The organism is Actinomyces sp. B33 (genome assembly GCF_028437565.1).
GTDB lineage: Bacteria > Actinomycetota > Actinomycetes > Actinomycetales > Actinomycetaceae > Pauljensenia.
Genome location: NZ_JAMRYR010000002.1, coordinates 340,486 through 354,982, shown reverse-complemented (window position 1 = coordinate 354,982; position 14,497 = coordinate 340,486). Strand labels below are relative to the sequence as shown.

The window sequence follows — 14,497 nt, the reverse complement described above, 5'->3', positions numbered from 1 at the left end:
GCGCAAGAGACGCAGGTCCCCGTCGTTACACTGCACATCGATCCTCCGCTCGGACGGGGCGCCCGTCATCCCGTTCCGTCGGCCCGAGGACGCCCACACAGCGCGAAGGAGAGTCCCATGAGCGAAGGCGCGCGCCCCGCGGCCACCCCCTCTGACATCGAGGCCGCGGCCGACGCCCTGCGAGGGGTCGTCCACCGCACTCCCCTATCCCCCTCGGAGCGTCTGAGCTCCGCCCTGGGGATCCCCGTCCTGCTCAAGCGGGAGGACCAGCAGCGCTGCCGGTCCTTCAAGGTCCGCGGCGCCTACGCGCTGATGTCGCGGATGTCCGGGCCCGAGCGCGAGCGCGGCGTCGTCTGCGCGTCGGCCGGCAATCACGCCCAGGGAGTGGCCTACGCCTGCGCCCACCTGCGGGTGCGCGGCACGATCTACCTGCCGTCGAACACCCCGCGTCAGAAGCGCTCGCGGATCGCCTCCTTCGGCGGCGAGTGGGTCGAGCAGGTGATCGTCGACGGCCCCTTCGACAAGGCGAACGCCTTGGCCCGGGAGGCGGCGCGCGTCTCCGGCCGCCTCCTCGTCCACCCCTACGACGACCCCAGGACGATCGCCGGGCAGGGGACGATCGGCGTCGAGCTCGTCGATCAGATGCCCGATGACACGGCGGCGGTCCTCGTCCCCGTCGGGGGCGGCGGACTCCTGGCGGGGATCGCGACGTGGCTGCACGAGGCGGCCCCGGGCGTGCGGATCATCGGCGTGGAGCCGGCCGGCGCGGCCTCGATGCGGGCGGCCATGGACGCCGGCCGCCCCGTCCCCCTCGACGGAGTCGACCCCTTCGTCGACGGCACGGCGGTCGGCCTGGCGGGGGCCGTCCCCTTCGAGGCGGTCATGCGCCACGTCGACGACGTGCTCGTGGTCCCCGAGGGGGCGGTGTGCACGGAGATGATCGACCTGTACCAGTCCGACGGGGTCATCGCCGAGCCCGCCGGCGCCCTGGCATCGGCGGCGGCCCGCATGCACCTGGGGACCGCCGAGGACCGCGCGCGCCTCCTGGGCCGGGCGGACGGCGCCGTCGTCTGCCTGGTGTCCGGGGGGAACAACGACTTGACGCGCTACGCCGAGATCATGGAGCGGTCGCTGCGCCATGAGGGGCTGCGCCACTACTTCCTCGTCACCTTCCCGCAGCAGCCGGGGGCCCTGCGGATGTTCCTGGAGGACGTGCTATCGCCGACCGACGACATCGTCCACTTCGAGTACACGAAGAAGAACAACCGCGAGTCGGGTCCGGCGCTGGTCGGCATCGACATCGCCTCGCGGGAGGACATCGAGGGGCTGCGCCGCAGGATGGAGTCCTCGCCCCTGCACGTCGAGGAGCTGGAGCCCGATTCGGAGATCTTCCGGATGCTCGTGTGAGGGCCGCGTCCCTCCGCTCATCCGTCGGTCCGCGGCGCGCGGTCGGCAGGAGCGGGAGCCGGCGCAGGCGATCCGGTCCGGACCGTCAGGCGGCGAGCGCGTGGGCGCGGGAGAGGCGGACGAGGACGCCGGGCGCCGAGTTGAACCGGTAGCCTCGTCCCCGCACGGTCGAGATCGCGTCGGGGAGGGTCGAGAGCTTGGCGCGCAGGCGCCGGATGTGCGCGTCGACGGTGCGCGAATCCGCGCCCAGGCCGGAGCCGGCCCACACGGTGGCGAAGAGCTCCTCGCGGGAGACGATCCGATCGGCGTTGGCCGCGAGGTGGGCGAGGAGCTGGTACTCCTTGCCGCGCAGCTGCGCGTCCCTCCCGGCGATGGTGACGGTTTGACGGTCGATGTCGATCTCGAGGCGGTTGGCGGTGAGCGTCAGGCCCGCGAGGACGTCGAGGAAGTCGTCGTAGGAGGTGGGGGCGTCGGCATCGGTCGCGGCGGCGGGGGTGTAGACGAGGGCCATGGTGGTATCCGATTCTTCGGTGCCGCACGCCCACGCGTCATGGTGGGCCGTTGGATCACTGCGGCAGTGATTGACAGGGGTCGAGGCGTCAATCACATACACATTCGCGCACGCATGTCGCAGCCCCGGGGGCTGCGCATCAGGTCCGCGAAAGCACTCATGGCTGAGAGTTTGGCCGATTCGCGGCGCCGCGTCAATTCGGCTCTCCCCGCGTCCGCATGATGGGCGAATGTGACACGCGGGCCCGTCCCACCTGATGAAGCCCTCGGCACCGAACCGGGACTCTCACACGGCCCGACGACCGCCCAGGAAATAAACGAAGTCCCGGGACACCCGTTAACGATGTCCCGGGACTTCACAGGGCGCCCCCGACAGGACTCGAACCTGCAACCATCGGATTAGAAGGCCGGTGCTCTATCCATTGAGCTACGGAGGCATGGCGCGCGCCCGGCTCCAGGGTAGCGGCTCGCTCCCCCGCCATCCAAAGCCTCCGCCCGCCTCTTCTCCCCGTCCTTTCTCCGTCGACCCCTCCGCCGTCTGTCCGAGGCGCGCGGAAGTCAGGGTTCATCGGCTGTTCCCGGGACCCCGCAGTGGGTGAACGAAAAGGCCCGGCGCTCTCGCACCGGGCCCCCGCCAGGATCGAGGTCAGGCCTCGATATCCAGCAGGCCGTTCTTGTACGCCTTCGCCAGGCGGCGGGGCACGCGGATCTCACGGCCGGCAACCTTGACGGTGTTCAGCTCGGTGAGATCGGCCTTCCATGCAGACCGGCGAGTGCGGGTATTGGCTCGCGACATCTTGCGCTTGGGAACCGCCATGTCCTCGCTCCTCTTCTCAATCGGATGATTGTCTTCACCGGGAGAAACCCCTCGGGGCGCCTCGCATTCCGGCAACCCGGACAGACTAGCACGGCGCTCGCGCGTCGACGAAGCCGGCCCGGCCCGGCCCGGTGCGATCCTCGTCTCAGCCCTGACGGGCCTTGAGACGGGGGTTCTTCTTGTTGATGACGTACAGGTGGCCCCTGCGCCGGACGACGACGGAGCCGGGCTGCTTGGCCAGGGACCTCAGGGATGCGCGGACCTTCACTTGCCCTCCCCCTTCTTCGAGCCGCCGGCGTAGCGGTCCCCGTAACGGGCGCGGAACTTCTCGACTCGGCCGGCGGTGTCGACGAGGCGGGACTTGCCGGTCCAGAAGGGGTGGGAGGCCGAGGAGATCTCGACGTCGACGACCGGATAGGTGTTGCCGTCCTCCCATTCGATCGTCTTGTCGGTGACGATCGTCGAGCGCGTGAGGAAGGCGAAATCGGCCGCGCGATCGCGGAAGACGACCGGATGGTAGTCGGGGTGGATTCCCGGTTTCATGAGGATTCTTCTTTCTGTGCTCGGCCCGGGCTCACCAGGAGGACTTGGTGACGCCGGGGAGCTCCCCGCGCAGGGCCATCTGTCGGAATTGGACGCGGGACAGGCCGAATCGGCGCAGGTACCCGCGGGGGCGCCCGTCGCTGGCGCCGCGGCCGCGCAGCCGGGTCGGCGAGGCGTCACGCGGCAGGGCATGAAGGGCGCGCATCGCCTCCTCGCGCTCGTTCGGGGCCAGATGGGGGTCGACGCTCGCCTTCTTGAGGGCGGCGCGCCGCTCGGCGTATTTGGCGACGACGGCCTCGCGCTGGAGGTTGCGGGCGATCTTGGACTTCTTGGCCATGTCAGCGGGTCTCCACGAATTCGACGTGCTTGCGGACGACCGGGTCGTACTTGCGGATGCGCATCCGGTCGGGGGTGTTGCGGCGGTTCTTGCGGGTGACGTAGCGGTAGCCCGTTCCCGCGCTCGATTCCAGGGTGATGACGGGACGGACGTCGGCGGTCTTCGAGGCCATGTCAGAACTTCTCCCCTCGCGCCCGCATGTCGGCGACGACGGCCTCGATACCGAGCTTGTCGATGGTCTTGATGCCGCGTGCGCTGACCCGCAGCGTGATGTTCCTGCCGAGGGAGGGCACCCAGTAGTGCTTCGTCTGGACGTTGGGGTCCCAGCGGCGCGACGTGCGCTTGTGGGAGTGGGAGACGCTCTTGCCGAAGCTCGGCGCGGTTCCCAGGACTTGGCAGTGCCTGCTCATGTGGTGCCTTCCGGACGCGGGCCGGCTTGGTCGCCGGACGATGCCCCAGTTATAGTATTGATAATCGTTCTCATGCAAGTTGAAAGGGACCGACTCCACGTGAAGATCGCCGCATTGACCACCTCCTCCGCCATGCTCCGATCCGCCGCGCTCCTGGCCCTCGCCGATACGGCCCCGATCCTCGTCACCGACATCGACGAGGAGGGCGTCTCCATGCGTCTCGTCGACGGATGGGACCGGCTCCTCGACACCCGCGTCCCCCTCGCCCACGCCTGCATCACCTGCTCCCTGCGCGAGGGGATCCTCCCCCTCCTCGCCGACCTGGCCGACGACGGCCTCGACCGCCTGATCCTCGCCCTTCCCGTCGGCGCCGAGGCGATGACCTGCCTGCCCTCCCTCGCCGCCCTCACCGAGCCGGACGAGGCCCTGCGGCACTGCTCCCTGACGACGAACCTCCACCTCGTCGACGCCGACACCGCCGCGCGCGACCTCTTCGAGCACATCCCCCTCGCCGACCTCGGATCGGCCCTCTTCGATGGCGACGACCGATGCACCGGGGAAGCGCTGATGAACGGCACCGGGTACGCCGACGTCGTGTGCGCCCTGGGCTCCGACCCGACCGGCCTCGACCTCATCGAGCACCTGCGCCCCCTCGACACCCTCCTCGTCCACCACCTCGAGCAGATCGACGGCCCCCTCCTCTTCGACTCCCGCCACGACCCCGATCAGGCGATCGCCAGGATCCACCCGGCGATGACCGAGGCGTGGGGAGGGCCCGCCGACCACGGGGTGTGGACCCTCGACCTGCATTCGGAGCGCCCCCTGCACCCCCGCCGTCTGCGGGATGAGGCCGCGTCCCTCGCACCCGAGGGCGTCTGCGCGCGAGGATGCTTCTGGCTCCCCTCCCGCCCGACGATGATCGGCACGTGGGAGGTCGCCGGCGGCGGCGCGTCGGTCGGATCGGCCGGCTACTGGGACGACGGCGCCTACACGCACCTCATCGTCACCGGGACCGGCGGTGAGTCCCAGCGCGAAGCGGTCCGCGCGGCCTTCGAGCGCCTCCTGATGACCCCCGAGGAGATGGAGCAGGCCCTCGACTGGGTCGGCGTCGACGACGGCCTGGGCGTCTGGTTCGACGAGTAGCCCGACGGCTCCTCGGATCCGCGAGTCCTAGACTGGTGCCCACCCCGTCCCCTGGAGGATCCCATGAGCACGATCGAACGAGCAGCCGGCGCGACGCCCCGCACCGCAGGCGCCTGAGGCCGGGCCATGGGACGGGGCATCGACACCCTCGCGTCGGGGACGCGCCTGACCCACGAGATCGAGATCAAGCGGTCGCGCTTCATCACGACCCTGGCCCGCACCGACTCCAGCGAGGAGGCCCGGGCCCTCATCGCCGCCGTGAGGTCAGCGCACCCGCAGGCCCGCCACCACTGCTCCGCCTACCTCATCGACGCCGACGGCCTCAATCCCCAGCAGCACTCGAGCGACGACGGGGAGCCGTCGGGCACCGCGGGAACGCCGATGCTCGAGGCCCTGCGCGCCGAGGGCGTATGGAATGCGACCGCCGTCGTCACCCGCTATTTCGGCGGAGTCCTCCTGGGCGGCGGCGGGCTCGTGCGCGCCTACTCCTCATCGGTCGCCCAGGCCCTCGCCCTGGCCCCGCGCGCCCGGCTCGAGCGGCGTCTCGTCCTCGAGGCCTCGTTCGCCGCCGGCGAAGCGGGGAGGATCGAGGCCGAGGTCCGCACTGCCGGAGCCCACGTCCTCGCCGTCGACTGGGGCACGCGGACCCTGGTGCGCCTGGCCGTCGACGAGGCCGACGCCGCCGCCATCGGGGAGATCGCTCTTCGGGCGACCGGCGGTGTCACACGATTCCACGAGGCGGGCACCACGGTCGTTGAAGTGGCGGGTCCGGGGCCCCGGCCCTAACCTGAAGCGGTGCTCACGCAGACCTCAGACCTCGCGCCCCTCGGCCCCCAGACGGGCTCCTACGCGCGCCGCGAGCCCTGTCCGTCGGGCGAATGACCCAGCCGTGCGCCGATCCGCGCCGTCGTTCGCCCGCCCTCCCCTCCCCCGTTTTTCCTCCCCTCCCGTCGTCGCGCGCCGTGCGCGTCGGCCCCTCCCCTGAGTTTGGAGTCACCATGACCCGTATCGCTTCCACCGTCGCCGACCTCATCGGCAACACCCCCCTCGTGCGCATCAACCGCGTCGCCGGCGACGGCGTCGACGTCGTCGCCAAAGTCGAGGCATTCAACCCCGGTTCCTCCGTCAAGGACCGCATCGCCCGTTCGATCATCGACGCCGCCGAGGCCTCCGGCGATCTCGCCCCCGGCGGGACCATCATCGAGGCGACCTCCGGCAACACCGGTCTGGCCCTGGCGATGGTCGGCGTCGCCCGCGGCTACCGGGTCGTCATCGTCATGCCCGCGTCAATGAGCGTCGAGCGCCGGATCATCGTCCGGGCCTTCGGCGCCGAGCTCGTCCTCACCGACCCCAAGGGCGGCGTCGCCGCGGCGGTCGCCGAAGCCGAGCGCATCCGCGACGAGAGGCCCGGGTCGATCATCGCCTCGCAGTTCACCAACCCGGCGAACCCCGCGATCCACGAGGCGACGACCGCCGAGGAGATCTGGGCGGACACCGATGGGCAGATCGACGTGTTCGTCGCCGGCGTCGGCACCGGCGGCACCATCTCCGGCGTCGCCAAGGTCCTCAAGGAGCGCAAGCCGGACCTTCGGGTCATCGCCGTCCAGCCCGCCGAGTCCCCGCTCCTGACCGGCGGGGACGCCGCGCCCCACGGGATCCAGGGCCTCATGCCCAACTTCCTCCCCGACACCTACAACGCCTCCCTCGTCGACGAGGTCGTCTCGGTCGAGTCCTCGACCGCGCTCGACTACGCCCGCCGGGCCGCCGCCGAGGAGGGCCTCCTCGTCGGGATCTCCTCCGGCGCCGCCCTGGCCGGCACCGCCGAGATCGCCGCCCGTCCCGAGTTCGCCGGCAAGAGGATCGTCACCGTCCTGCCCGACACGGGCGAGCGTTACCTGTCGACGGCCCTCTTCGAGTCCCTGAGGGACTGAGCCGCCGCGCCGCCGATCGGTTCGGCCCCGGGGAGGGACTCCGGGGCCGAACCGCCCCCCGACACGATCGAGACATCGAGGACTCATGCCCCTGCTGCCCCGCACCGCCCTGCGTCTCTTCCGCGAAGACCTGCGCACAGCCCGCAGGCGCGATCCCGCGGCGACGAGCACCCTCGAAGTGGCCCTCGCCTACCCGGGGGTCCACGCCCTGTGGGCCCACCGGGTGTCCCACGCCCTGTGGAACCGAGGGGCCCGCACTCCGGCCCGGGTCCTGTCCTCCCTCGCCAGGACGGTCACCGGCGTCGACATCCACCCCGGCGCCACCATCGGCCGCCGCGTCTTCATCGACCACGCGACCGGTGTCGTCATCGGGGAGACCGCCGAGGTCGGCGAGGACGTCCTGATCTTCCACGGCGTCACCCTCGGCGGCGTCTCGATGCACCCGGGCAAGCGCCACCCGACGATCCGCGACCACGCGATGATCGGGGCGGGGGCGAAGATCCTCGGCCCGATCACCATCGGCAGCGGCGTCAAGGTCGGCGCGAACGCCGTCGTCACCAAGGACGTCCCCTGCGGGAAGGTCGCGATCGGCGTGCCCGCCCGACTGCGGCCGGTCCCCGAGGCGTCGAGATCCGACGAGAGCGTCGACGTCAACTACTTCTTCGACGAGCCCGAGCTGTACATCTGATCGTCTCATCGCGCCCGCTCCGGACCGCGGACGCGGATCGGATCGGCCCTGACCACCAGACATAGTGACGCCCGTCACCTATGCTGGGCTCATGGAGCAGCGAACACTACAGGCCCAGTTGGACGCGTTGGCCGATGCCGCCCGCCCCGCGGGCATCGAGATCGCCACGCTCACGCCCTACGACATCCCCACCCTCGCGATCCTCACCCTCGAGGCCTACGGGGAGCCCGTCACCGCCGAATCCGTCCTCGAGGCCTCCGAGGAGATCCGCCTGAGCTTTGACGGCGCCTTCGGCCCCATCACCGAGGACTCCTTCATCGGAGCCTGGGACGGCGGCGCCCTCGTCGGCGCGATCCTCGTCGTGCGCGGCTCCCCCTGGGACGAGCCGACCGACGACCCCGTCGTCATGGACCTCGTCGTCGACCCCGAGTACCGGCGCCGCGGCATCGCCACCGCCCTCGTCAACGAGGCGGCGAGCAGATGCCGCGACTGGGGCTTCGACTCCCTGTCCCTGCGCCTCGACTCGCGCCACTCCGGCGCCCACGAGCTCTACAGCGTCCTCGGATTCGACGAGATCGGGGCCTGAACCGGCGTCTTCCCGGACACCGGACGCGCACGACTTCGACGACCGCGCTAACACCCTCAACCGCGCTGGCCTGCGAGATGCCGCATACGCGCGTCCTCCCGCTCCTCGTCCTTCGGGACGGAAGGGCCTCGTCTTGCCTCCGCCCACCCGAAGCCCGGGCCCGACCCGACGACGCGTTCCGCGCGCGCCGGGCGCTCGCCCAAGGCCGGGCGGACGACGCGGCCCGCATGGCCTGATCGGATCGAAGAGGTTCTGTGCGCGCCCGCCCGCCGACGGCGTCAGTGGATCCTGAGCCTCCCTGAGGAGGACGACGATCAGATCTCTTCCAAGGACGACCCCTTCGTCTCGCGGGCGAGGAGGTAGACGAGCCCGCCGACGAACAGCAGCGCCGAGAAGAACAGGAACGCCGGGAACACCGCGTGGAGGGTGACCTCCTGCTTGACGGCGCTCCCCCCGATCATCGCCCCCATGATGAGTGGGCCGAAGATCTTCGCGGTGGCGCCGATCCCGTAGCCGAGGCCGAGCCCGGTCCCACGAGCCTCATTGGGGAACTGCTCGGCCCCGAAGGCGTTGAGGATCCCGAAGGCCCCGTCGCCGAAAGCCATCGCGATGAGGATCCCGATGAAGAAGACCATCCACGATCCGCTCTCCCCCGCCCGGGCGGAGAACGCGACGATGAGGGAGCCGACCGCGCCGACGGACCCGAAGAGGAACATGGTCCATCGCCGCCCCAGGTGATCGGCCAGCCATGCCGAGCCGAGGCGCCCGAGGAGGTCCGCCAAGGAGACGAGCATGAAGAGGGAGGCCACCGTCGTCGCCTCGATGCCGTACCCCTCGTGGAGGAGCGTCTGGCCCCACGATTGGATCGTGAAGGACCCGAGGATGAAGCTGAAGGATCCGAGAGTGACGATCAGGAGCGGCTTCCCGTACTTCGTGAAGACCGTCGAGTAGGACGCGTTCTCGGGGGCCTCGGCCTTGGGCAGGTCGCCGATCTCATCGGCGGGCATCTCGAGCGCCCAGGCGAGGGCCTCACGCGCCTCCCGCTCGCGTCCCTTGGACAGGAGGAAGCGGGGGGACTCGGGAACGACCCGGATCCAGAACAGCAGGAGGATGGGGATGGCTCCGAGGGCGATGAGGGCCCGCCAGTTGTCGTGCAGGGCCCTTTGCGCGAGCGCGCCGAGGAACAGGCCGAGCGGGATGAAGACGGAGCCCAGGCCCGCGAGCAGGCCGCGCTGCTTGGAGGGCACGAACTCCTGGACGTAGGGGATCGACACGATGTTGAGGCCCCCGACGCCGACGCCGACGAGGACGCGCAGGACCGCCAGCATGATCCAGCCGCGCTCGGGGGTGAATACGGAGACGATTGTGAAGAGCGTGAAGATCAGGACGCACCAGGAGAAAGCGCTCCTGCGGCCGATTTTGTCGGCGAGGCGCCCCCATGCGATGGCGCCGATGACGGTGCCGAGTCCCGAGCAGGCCAGGACGATCCCCGTCTCCGTGCCGGACAGATTCCAGGGCTTCGTCAGCAGGGAGATGACGAAGCCGATGAGGAACATGTCGAAGAACTCCGAGATGTTCCCGATGACGACCAGGCCGATCAGGCTCTTCTGGTGCCGGGTCAACGGACGCGAGTCGATGTGGTCGAGGGCGGACGCCCCATGCGCTTTCATCACGATGATTCTCTTTCCCGTGCGCTGCGAGGCGGCGCCTCAGCGCACGATGTCAGTGGTCGTGGGGATGTCCAGCTCAGCGGCCGACACGCGGGTCAGATCGCCGTGATGGGTGAGCGCGTAGGCGCTGGTGCGCTGACCGTAGTGGATGCCGGTCAGGACGTCCCCGTTGAGGAAGCCGTGGAGGACTCCCGCGACGAAGGAGTCGCCGGCGCCGGGGCGGTCGACGACGGGGACCGGGGTCACGGGGAAGGTCATCTCGCCGTGCTCGCGGTCGGAGTAGTAGACGCCCGCGACCTGATCGGTCGAGACGACCGTCTCGACGCCGAACCTCTCGCGCAGGGCCTTGCAGACGTCGGCGCCCTGCTCCTCCAGGCCGAAGACGACCTGACCGTCGGTGCGCGAGCAGAAGACGATGGTCGATTTGCGGGCGATCGGTTCGAGGACGAGCCGCGCCTGCTCCGGGGCCCACAGCAGGGACCGGTAGTTGACGTCCAGGGCGATGTCGATCCCGCGTTCGTGGGCCTCGTCGACGAAGTGCCTGACGACCTTCGCGGTGTCGGGCGTCAACGCGGCGGTGATGCCGGTGACGAACACGAGGCGCGTGTCGAGCATCTTCTCCCAGTCGAAGTCCTCGATCCGGATGCTGCGGAACGGGGTGTACTCGCGGTCGTAGGAGACTTTGGCGGGCATGGGGTACTCCCCCGGCTCCATGAAGTACAGGGCCGTCCTCCCCTTCTCGACGAGGACGACGTTCGAGACGTCGACTCCCACGGAGCGGTATTCGCGGACGATCTTGGTGGTCAGCTCCCCCTGGGGCAGTCTCGAGGTCCACAGGGCGCTGCGGCCCAGTTGGGACAGCAGCCCGGCGACGTTGGCCTCGGAGCAGGCCGCCGACATGCGCAGCTGATTGGCGTTGGAGAGGCGTTCGCCCTTGAAGCAGGTCAGGCGGATCTGCCCCTCGCCGATGGTCGAGATGTCGTAGGTCATGCGTGGACTCCCCTCGAGGCCGCAGCGGTCGCGTATCTGTTGACGTACCTGTCGTGATTGATGTCGATGTCTTCTTGGGGAAGCTCTTCGATCGGGCCGACGATCATCGCGAAGGTGATGGTCCGTGCGACGTCCTCCACCATCACTGCCGATTTGAGGGCCGCGTCAATGGATTCGCCGATCGTGAAGACGCCGTGCTGCTTGAGGAGGATCGCCGGCGAGTCGCCGATGTGCTCGACGATCTGCGCACCGATCTCCTCGGTGCCGATCGTGGCGTAGCCGCCGCAGGGGATCGGTCCGCCGAATTCATCGGCGACCGCGGTCAGGCAGCAGGGGATGGGCCGGCCCGTCGCGGCCCACGCCGTCGCGAACGTCGAGTGCGTATGAATCACGCTGCGCACATGCGGCATGTTCGCGTAGACGTAGAGGTGGGACGCCGTGTCGGTCGAGGGGCCGCGGGCCCCCTCGACGACGTTGCCGTCGAGGTCGACGACGACCATGTCGTCCGGGGTCATGTCCTCGTAGGGCATCCCCGACGGCTTGATGACGACGAGCCCCGTCTGGGGGTCGATCGCCGAGAGGTTGCCCCCGGTCCAGATCACGAGGCCGTGGCGGGGTAATTCGAGATTGCCCGCGCAGACCTCTTCCTTGAGTGCTTCGAGCATGTGTTCGTTCCTCCTTGTCGGACGGGAATGGGGTGGATGAGGGGGTGTCCTTCTTGTTCCCCGGTGCGCCGCGGGTCGACGGCGCGGGGAAGTCAGGAGACGATGGACAGGCCCGCGGCGCTCGCGCGGGCCGCGATGAACTCGCGGGCCCGGATCGATTTCTCGTTCGAGTCGGGGGCGTCGTCGTTCCACATCTCGATCATGAGCCGCCCCGCCCACGACTGGTCCTTGAGGACGCGGAAGCTCGTGTCCCAATCGACGATCCCGGTTCCCATGTCGACGCGGCGGGGCTCGCCGCGTCGGACGTCCTTGGCATGGATCGCGACCATGTGCCCGCGTCCCGCGGCCAGTTCCGTCACTGGATCGCAGCCCTGCTCGGCGATGTTCCCGAGGTCGGGATAGACCTGGAGCCAGGGCGAGTCGATCCGGTCGACGAACCGCATCGCCTCGCGGATCGATGTGACGTCCGTTCCGTCGACGTTCTCGATGCCCATGACGACGCCGAGCCGGGCGGCCATCGGCACCGCGTCGGCGAGCATCTGCCCGTACCACCGTTCGGCGTCGGCGGTCGGGTCCTCGTAGTAGCAGTAGTAGCCCGCGACCTGGACGAGACCGACCCCCAGGTCGTGGCACACCCGCAGTCCATCGGCCATGGCCGCCCTCGCCCGTTCCCGCGTCCGCGGGTCCGAGCTGCCCGGTCCGAGCTGGCGGTGGATCGACAGGCAGACCGCGCCGATCATCGCGTCCTCGGCGTCCGCCGCCCGTCGGACCATTCGGCACGTCGCCGCGTCCCAGTCCAGGCGCGTTCGGCGCTGGGGCGACTCGTCGATCGACAGGTCGACGAAGGAGAATCCCGCGCGTCGGACCTGCGAGAAGTACCTGCGCCAGTCGTCGTCCGTTCGACAGGGGGTGGAGATCAGGGCCTTCTCGTAGACGCCCAGCCGGATCCCGTCTTCGAGGGTCGTCATCGCCACACCTCGTCGAGGGTCTCCCGCAATGTCCTCGCGGCGGCTTCGGGGTCCTCGGCCGCGGTGATCGAGCGCCCGGCGATGACGATCCCCACCTCGCGCCCGGCGAAGCACGGGAGGTCCTCCGGGACGATCCCCCCGGTGATGGTCACGGTGAATCCCATCTGCGCGAGCTCGTCGATGCGATCCATGTCCTCGGGCCCCCACGACAGGTCCCCCTCCGCCTCGCGATCGCGGGAGCGCTTGACGATGGCGTGGCGGGCTCCCGCCTCGTACCAGGCCCGGGCCCGGTCTGGGTCGTACCACTCGTCCGAGAGCTCGACTTGCACCTGGCCCGAGAACTCCTCGGCCGTGGCGCAGACCTGGCGGATGGTCGTCAGCGATGCTCCCGCGACGCAGGAGACGAGGTCGGCGCCCGCCTCGAACGCCAGGCGCGAGATCTTCGCCCCGGCCTCGGCGATGCGCACATCGGCGAGGATCGCCTTGTCGGGGAAGAGGGAGCGGATGATCCGCACGGCGCGATACCCCTCGCACAGGACCAGGATCGTTCCGCATTCGATGACGTCGATGTGCCTGGACGCCCTCTGGAGGGGGGCGAGCGCGCTGGGCAGGTCCACGGTGTCGAGCGCCATCTGGAGCATGGGCGATGCCGTCATCGGTCAGTCTCCTATCGGGTTCCAGGCGAAGAAGACGGCGGCGTTGCCGATGAGGAGGTCCTCGACATAGGAGCGGTCGACGCCCTCGTCCTCGATGAGGCGCGGCGCGAAGACCGCGGGGTCGAAGTCGACGCCGGTCACCGACCCGTAGGCCTTCTGGTAGGAGGCCTTGCCCGAATCGGTGCCGAGCAGGACCTGCTTGCCGTACCCCTTCTCCCCGAGGGCCTTGATGAGGGCGACTCGGGCGTGATCGGGAACGTATTTGATCCGGTTCGTCCCGTCGAGCTCGACGTAGCATCCGAGCGCGCAGATCTGCTCGAGGACCCATGGATCCCAGTTGCGCTGGATGTGCCCGATGGCGATCTTCGAGGGCTCGACGCCCTCCTCGACGAGGAAACGGGCCTGCTCGGGTCCGCAGGTCCCGGCGGTGACGTGGGTGTTCACCGGGCATCCCGTCTCCTTCGCGGCGATCGCGACGGCGCGTCCGGTCTTGACCTCCCACGGGGTGATCCTGCCGTACGCCGTCGCCCACTTGATGACCCCGGCGCGCACGTCGGTGCGCTCGACGATGGGCCCCATGTAGTCGTAGCGGTCGACGCCCTCGACGATGTCGGCGATGAGCAGGTCGGCGATCTGGGCGACCGAGTACTGGTTCGCCCAGGACTGGCGCCATTCGAGGTAGACCTTCTGCTGGTGGAAGCCCGTGGCCTGGACGACGTGCAGATCGGGGACGCGGGAGGCGACCTCGCGCAGTTTGAGGACGTCGCGGCCCGAGGAGGCCGGGCACATGTCGACGATGGTCCCGCCCCGGGCCCACTTCTTCGAGGCCCGGACGTAGTAGGTCGCCTCCTCGACCGCCTTGTCGACGTCGTCGAGGAGGTGGTCGGGATCGATGTAGACCTCCCCCGCGCCGACGCGGATGAGATGATCGTGCGCGTTGACGACCCCGAGCGCCGCGGGATCCACGTCGCCGTTGATGGTGCGAACGATTGCCATGAGGATGCTCCCTTCTCTCGGACGAGTGCCCGGTGGAAGAGAGTTCTCCTCCCCTCAGACATGACATTCAAGAGAACCGATTCATATTTATGAATGAGCGACGACTAAGCCATTGACATCGCGCTGATTTCTAGTTAAAAATGACATGTTTTTATTACGCTAAACGCAAGAATGTGAATC

At 69.3% G+C, this 14,497-nt stretch carries 19 protein-coding genes and 1 tRNA gene; 6 read left to right on the top strand and 14 right to left on the bottom strand.

The window, feature by feature from the left end; translation table 11 throughout:
• Window positions 1-117: 117 nt before the first annotated feature.
• The gene (ilvA, locus tag M3T53_RS04125; RefSeq protein WP_272433186.1) at window positions 118-1,407 is read left to right on the top strand and encodes a threonine ammonia-lyase IlvA; all 1,290 of its coding nucleotides are present in this window, start codon (window positions 118-120) and stop codon (window positions 1,405-1,407) included.
• An 85-nt stretch (window positions 1,408-1,492) separates the two neighbouring features.
• Here ilvA and M3T53_RS04120 read toward each other — a convergent pair whose 3' ends face one another.
• The 8 genes from M3T53_RS04120 to rpmB form a co-directional block, all read right to left on the bottom strand.
• Window positions 1,493-1,918, bottom strand: a complete 426-nt coding sequence (locus tag M3T53_RS04120) for a winged helix-turn-helix domain-containing protein (RefSeq protein ID WP_272433185.1) — start codon at window positions 1,916-1,918, stop codon at window positions 1,493-1,495.
• A 363-nt stretch (window positions 1,919-2,281) separates the two neighbouring features.
• Window positions 2,282-2,354: transfer RNA gene (locus M3T53_RS04115), tRNA-Arg, on the bottom strand.
• Between the two features lie 209 nt (window positions 2,355-2,563).
• Complete coding sequence (gene rpmF, locus M3T53_RS04110) at window positions 2,564-2,734, bottom strand: 50S ribosomal protein L32 (protein ID WP_272433184.1); 171 nt, start codon at window positions 2,732-2,734, stop codon at window positions 2,564-2,566.
• Between the two features lie 145 nt (window positions 2,735-2,879).
• Window positions 2,880-3,002 carry a type B 50S ribosomal protein L36 gene (gene ykgO / locus M3T53_RS04105; protein ID WP_154477337.1) on the bottom strand — a complete coding sequence of 41 codons (123 nt, stop codon included), beginning with the start codon at window positions 3,000-3,002 and terminating at the stop codon, window positions 2,880-2,882.
• A complete protein-coding gene (locus M3T53_RS04100) occupies window positions 2,999-3,277 on the bottom strand; it encodes a type B 50S ribosomal protein L31 (protein WP_272433182.1) in 279 nt (92 codons plus the stop codon). The genes ykgO and M3T53_RS04100 overlap by 4 nt, the downstream gene beginning before the upstream one ends.
• Window positions 3,278-3,308: 31 nt before the next feature.
• Window positions 3,309-3,614, bottom strand: a complete 306-nt coding sequence (gene rpsN / locus M3T53_RS04095; RefSeq protein ID WP_272433181.1) for a 30S ribosomal protein S14 — start codon at window positions 3,612-3,614, stop codon at window positions 3,309-3,311.
• 1 nt (window position 3,615) lies between these two features.
• Entirely contained in the window at window positions 3,616-3,786 is a 171-nt protein-coding gene (gene rpmG / locus M3T53_RS04090; protein ID WP_272433180.1) for a 50S ribosomal protein L33, read from the bottom strand.
• A gap of 1 nt (window position 3,787) precedes the next feature.
• Complete coding sequence (gene rpmB / locus M3T53_RS04085) at window positions 3,788-4,024, bottom strand: 50S ribosomal protein L28 (protein WP_272433179.1); 237 nt, start codon at window positions 4,022-4,024, stop codon at window positions 3,788-3,790.
• 72 nt (window positions 4,025-4,096) lie between these two features.
• Between rpmB and M3T53_RS04080 the strand changes: the two genes are divergently transcribed.
• The 5 genes from M3T53_RS04080 (at window position 4,097) to M3T53_RS04060 (ending at window position 8,372) form a co-directional block, all read left to right on the top strand.
• The gene (locus tag M3T53_RS04080; protein ID WP_272433178.1) at window positions 4,097-5,167 is read left to right on the top strand and encodes a GTP-binding protein; all 1,071 of its coding nucleotides are present in this window, start codon (window positions 4,097-4,099) and stop codon (window positions 5,165-5,167) included.
• A 126-nt stretch (window positions 5,168-5,293) separates the two neighbouring features.
• On the top strand, window positions 5,294-5,953 hold the full coding sequence (locus M3T53_RS04075; RefSeq protein WP_272433177.1) for an IMPACT family protein: 660 nt from the start codon (window positions 5,294-5,296) through the stop codon (window positions 5,951-5,953).
• A gap of 212 nt (window positions 5,954-6,165) precedes the next feature.
• On the top strand, window positions 6,166-7,098 hold the full coding sequence (gene cysK, locus M3T53_RS04070) for a cysteine synthase A (protein ID WP_272433176.1): 933 nt from the start codon (window positions 6,166-6,168) through the stop codon (window positions 7,096-7,098).
• An 85-nt stretch (window positions 7,099-7,183) separates the two neighbouring features.
• Window positions 7,184-7,786 carry a serine O-acetyltransferase gene (gene cysE / locus M3T53_RS04065; RefSeq protein ID WP_272433175.1) on the top strand — a complete coding sequence of 201 codons (603 nt, stop codon included), beginning with the start codon at window positions 7,184-7,186 and terminating at the stop codon, window positions 7,784-7,786.
• A 91-nt stretch (window positions 7,787-7,877) separates the two neighbouring features.
• The gene (locus M3T53_RS04060) at window positions 7,878-8,372 is read left to right on the top strand and encodes a GNAT family N-acetyltransferase (RefSeq protein ID WP_272433174.1); all 495 of its coding nucleotides are present in this window, start codon (window positions 7,878-7,880) and stop codon (window positions 8,370-8,372) included.
• A gap of 314 nt (window positions 8,373-8,686) precedes the next feature.
• Here M3T53_RS04060 and M3T53_RS04055 read toward each other — a convergent pair whose 3' ends face one another.
• The 6 genes from M3T53_RS04055 to M3T53_RS04030 form a co-directional block, all read right to left on the bottom strand.
• Window positions 8,687-10,042 (bottom strand): MFS transporter, encoded by a 1,356-nt coding sequence (locus M3T53_RS04055; RefSeq protein WP_272433306.1) that lies wholly within the window; start codon window positions 10,040-10,042, stop codon window positions 8,687-8,689.
• A gap of 39 nt (window positions 10,043-10,081) precedes the next feature.
• Window positions 10,082-11,032: a sugar kinase gene (locus M3T53_RS04050; protein WP_272433173.1), complete on the bottom strand. Its 951-nt coding sequence runs from the start codon at window positions 11,030-11,032 to the stop codon at window positions 10,082-10,084.
• Window positions 11,029-11,697: an L-ribulose-5-phosphate 4-epimerase gene (locus M3T53_RS04045; RefSeq protein ID WP_272433172.1), complete on the bottom strand. Its 669-nt coding sequence runs from the start codon at window positions 11,695-11,697 to the stop codon at window positions 11,029-11,031. Before M3T53_RS04045 ends, M3T53_RS04050 begins: the two co-directional genes overlap by 4 nt.
• A gap of 92 nt (window positions 11,698-11,789) precedes the next feature.
• A complete protein-coding gene (locus M3T53_RS04040) occupies window positions 11,790-12,665 on the bottom strand; it encodes an L-ribulose-5-phosphate 3-epimerase (RefSeq protein ID WP_272433171.1) in 876 nt (291 codons plus the stop codon).
• The gene (locus M3T53_RS04035) at window positions 12,662-13,321 is read right to left on the bottom strand and encodes an orotidine 5'-phosphate decarboxylase / HUMPS family protein (RefSeq protein ID WP_272433170.1); all 660 of its coding nucleotides are present in this window, start codon (window positions 13,319-13,321) and stop codon (window positions 12,662-12,664) included. The genes M3T53_RS04040 and M3T53_RS04035 overlap by 4 nt, the downstream gene beginning before the upstream one ends.
• 3 nt (window positions 13,322-13,324) lie before the next feature.
• A complete protein-coding gene (locus M3T53_RS04030; protein WP_272433169.1) occupies window positions 13,325-14,317 on the bottom strand; it encodes a phosphotriesterase family protein in 993 nt (330 codons plus the stop codon).
• Window positions 14,318-14,497: the final 180 nt, after the last annotated feature.

Excerpts from the sequence above, each read along its gene's own strand:
- M3T53_RS04045 (WP_272433172.1), bottom strand. The coding sequence starts at position 11,697 with ATGCTCGAAGCACTCAAGGAAGAGGTCTGCGCGGGCAATCTCGAATTA.
- ilvA (WP_272433186.1), top strand. The coding sequence starts at position 118 with ATGAGCGAAGGCGCGCGCCCCGCGGCCACCCCCTCTGACATCGAGGCC.
- M3T53_RS04040 (WP_272433171.1), bottom strand. The coding sequence starts at position 12,665 with ATGACGACCCTCGAAGACGGGATCCGGCTGGGCGTCTACGAGAAGGCC.
- M3T53_RS04035 (WP_272433170.1), bottom strand. The coding sequence starts at position 13,321 with ATGACGGCATCGCCCATGCTCCAGATGGCGCTCGACACCGTGGACCTG.
- M3T53_RS04080 (WP_272433178.1), top strand. The coding sequence starts at position 4,097 with ATGCAAGTTGAAAGGGACCGACTCCACGTGAAGATCGCCGCATTGACC.
- M3T53_RS04030 (WP_272433169.1), bottom strand. The coding sequence starts at position 14,317 with ATGGCAATCGTTCGCACCATCAACGGCGACGTGGATCCCGCGGCGCTC.
- M3T53_RS04050 (WP_272433173.1), bottom strand. The coding sequence starts at position 11,032 with ATGACCTACGACATCTCGACCATCGGCGAGGGGCAGATCCGCCTGACC.
- rpmF (WP_272433184.1), bottom strand. The coding sequence starts at position 2,734 with ATGGCGGTTCCCAAGCGCAAGATGTCGCGAGCCAATACCCGCACTCGC.
- M3T53_RS04060 (WP_272433174.1), top strand. The coding sequence starts at position 7,878 with ATGGAGCAGCGAACACTACAGGCCCAGTTGGACGCGTTGGCCGATGCC.
- M3T53_RS04100 (WP_272433182.1), bottom strand. The coding sequence starts at position 3,277 with ATGAAACCGGGAATCCACCCCGACTACCATCCGGTCGTCTTCCGCGAT.
- rpsN (WP_272433181.1), bottom strand. The coding sequence starts at position 3,614 with ATGGCCAAGAAGTCCAAGATCGCCCGCAACCTCCAGCGCGAGGCCGTC.
- rpmB (WP_272433179.1), bottom strand. The coding sequence starts at position 4,024 with ATGAGCAGGCACTGCCAAGTCCTGGGAACCGCGCCGAGCTTCGGCAAG.
- M3T53_RS04055 (WP_272433306.1), bottom strand. The coding sequence starts at position 10,042 with ATGAAAGCGCATGGGGCGTCCGCCCTCGACCACATCGACTCGCGTCCG.
- cysE (WP_272433175.1), top strand. The coding sequence starts at position 7,184 with ATGCCCCTGCTGCCCCGCACCGCCCTGCGTCTCTTCCGCGAAGACCTG.
- M3T53_RS04075 (WP_272433177.1), top strand. The coding sequence starts at position 5,294 with ATGGGACGGGGCATCGACACCCTCGCGTCGGGGACGCGCCTGACCCAC.
- rpmG (WP_272433180.1), bottom strand. The coding sequence starts at position 3,786 with ATGGCCTCGAAGACCGCCGACGTCCGTCCCGTCATCACCCTGGAATCG.
- cysK (WP_272433176.1), top strand. The coding sequence starts at position 6,166 with ATGACCCGTATCGCTTCCACCGTCGCCGACCTCATCGGCAACACCCCC.
- M3T53_RS04120 (WP_272433185.1), bottom strand. The coding sequence starts at position 1,918 with ATGGCCCTCGTCTACACCCCCGCCGCCGCGACCGATGCCGACGCCCCC.